Source organism: thiotrophic endosymbiont of Bathymodiolus puteoserpentis (Logatchev), assembly GCF_900127505.1.
Lineage (GTDB): Bacteria > Pseudomonadota > Gammaproteobacteria > PS1 > Pseudothioglobaceae > Thiodubiliella.
The window spans coordinates 23,099-25,091 of the sequence record NZ_UEXF01000035.1 but is presented as its reverse complement, the minus strand read 5'-3'; the positions used below and the strand labels follow the sequence as shown (position 1 = coordinate 25,091).

At 41.0% G+C, this 1,993-nt stretch carries 1 protein-coding gene; it reads right to left on the bottom strand.

Features of this window, described 5'->3' with window-relative positions:
• Positions 1-1,993: RHS repeat domain-containing protein (locus BHECKSOX2_RS06150; protein WP_180323684.1), on the bottom strand; the 1,993-nt coding region annotated here is incomplete at both ends.

Genomic DNA, 1,993 nt, shown 5'->3' with positions numbered 1-1,993 from the left:
CTTTGTCCGAAGGCGGTGTATGCCATGCGTTCAACGATGTTGCCTTGTCCATCGGTGATGGTGTCTATTGAGCCGAGGTTGTCGTAATGTAGATAACGGGTTTTATCGGGGATTGGTGTTGCTGGCGTGCCTGATGTACCTGATGCACCTGTTGTGCCTGATGTACTCGTTGTGTCGGTTTTGATGTGAATGGCAATGAGTTGTTTATCTAGATAGATAAAGTGTTTATGCTCAGTATTGGTGTTTTGTTTGATTTTTTCATAAACCTTGCCAAAGTATTGAGTGGTGATGGTGGTATTGTCACTGCTTTTTGTTTGTACTTTTTGGTAACGACTTCTATTAGGTGCATAGGTGAAGGTTGTACTGTCTCCTCCTTTGGTGAATTTCTTGGGCTTGTTAAATGATGTCCAAGTAATAGATTTATTGCTATTTTTGGTCATATTGCCATTGGCATCGTAAGTGTAGGCTCTGTCTTGGTTGCTGGTATTGGTTTTTATCCCTGTGATTGAGTTAGGGGTATGCGGACGAACACCACTAGCAGCGTTGTAACTGTAATCACCGACATCAGATTTGTTGGTGATGTTGCCATTGATGTCGTATTCGTAATCCACTTTATAACTATAATCAACATTATCAATCTTACCGGTGGTACTTGACTGGGTTAGGCGGTCTAGGGCGTCATAAGTAAAGCGCTCACTCAAACCTGAGAGATGGTTTTGTCTTTGCGTGACATTGTCCATCAGGTCGTATTCGTATTCTAGGTTGCGAACTTCATCCACGCTGTTGAAGTTTGATTTGATGGTGTATAGATGACCACTGGCAGGGGAAAAGTCTTGCTCTGTTGAAAGGCCATTGCCTACTATGTGTCCTGTTAAACGCCCTGCTGCATCACGGGATCTGATACGGTAGAAATAGACATTATTCGTATCATCAAGCATGGCTTGATAATGATTTTTGTTGCGACTCTTTTGTGTATTGTCTGCCACTTGCTTCCAATGGGTTGCTTCTTGGGTGGCTTGATCAGCGTGTTCTATCAGGATTTCTGCATGATTATCATATTCATTAGTTATTTGATTGGCCAGTATTTTCCTTTCTTCACCTTGAGCCCTTGAATAATAGTATGCCTGTAAGTATTGTTTGTATGCAATATCAAGATAAAGAGTTGTAATTTTGTTGACAACAAGGGGGTTAAAACCCAAATCTTTATATGCTTTCGCCCGATCATTGCGATATAAATTAACAAAATAAGTCGATTTTTGCTCTAATTTATTGATAATTTCATCAAGTAAATTCGCATTGTCTCTTAATGCCTGTGCGTCTTTGTTTAATGAATTTGACTCTTCTATGAGCTTTGTAGAGAGTTTTTTGTAGTACTCTGAGTAAACATTGTATTTGGATATTTTGATTTCTAATTTATTAGCTTGCTCTGTTGCCTTCTGTGAATCAGCCGTACTTTGCTCTAACAACTTGCTTAAATACTCCCAATCATAATCGGTAATTTGGGCTTTAGGTGCGCGCTTAGCCATGAGGTAGCCATATTGATTGTAGACATTCTCTACCTTGAAGTTTTGCGGACGAGTTTGAATATTAAGGCGTGAATAACGGTCATAGGTGTTTGTGGTGGTGAGTGTCTTTCCATTGACGGTTAGGGTGGTTGATTTGACCCTGCCAAGTGCATCATAACTTAACTCTTTTTTATAACCATTTGGACCCTTGACAATAGAGAGTTTACCAGTGCCATTTGATTTGGTGTCGTAAGTCCAGGTGCTACTGCCTTCCGCTTCTGTTCTTTGGGTCATTCTGCCGAGTTTGTCGTAGGTCATGGTGCTGGTTTGTCCTTTGGCATCGGTTTGGCTGATGAGTTTGCCTAGGGCGTTATAGCTGTAAGTCCAAGTACCCATATCTGGGTCGTTCATCTTGGTCTTGTTGCCACTAATGTCGTATTCCATAGTGGTGGTAACACCACCTACAACGGTTTTGATTAGGTTGCCAA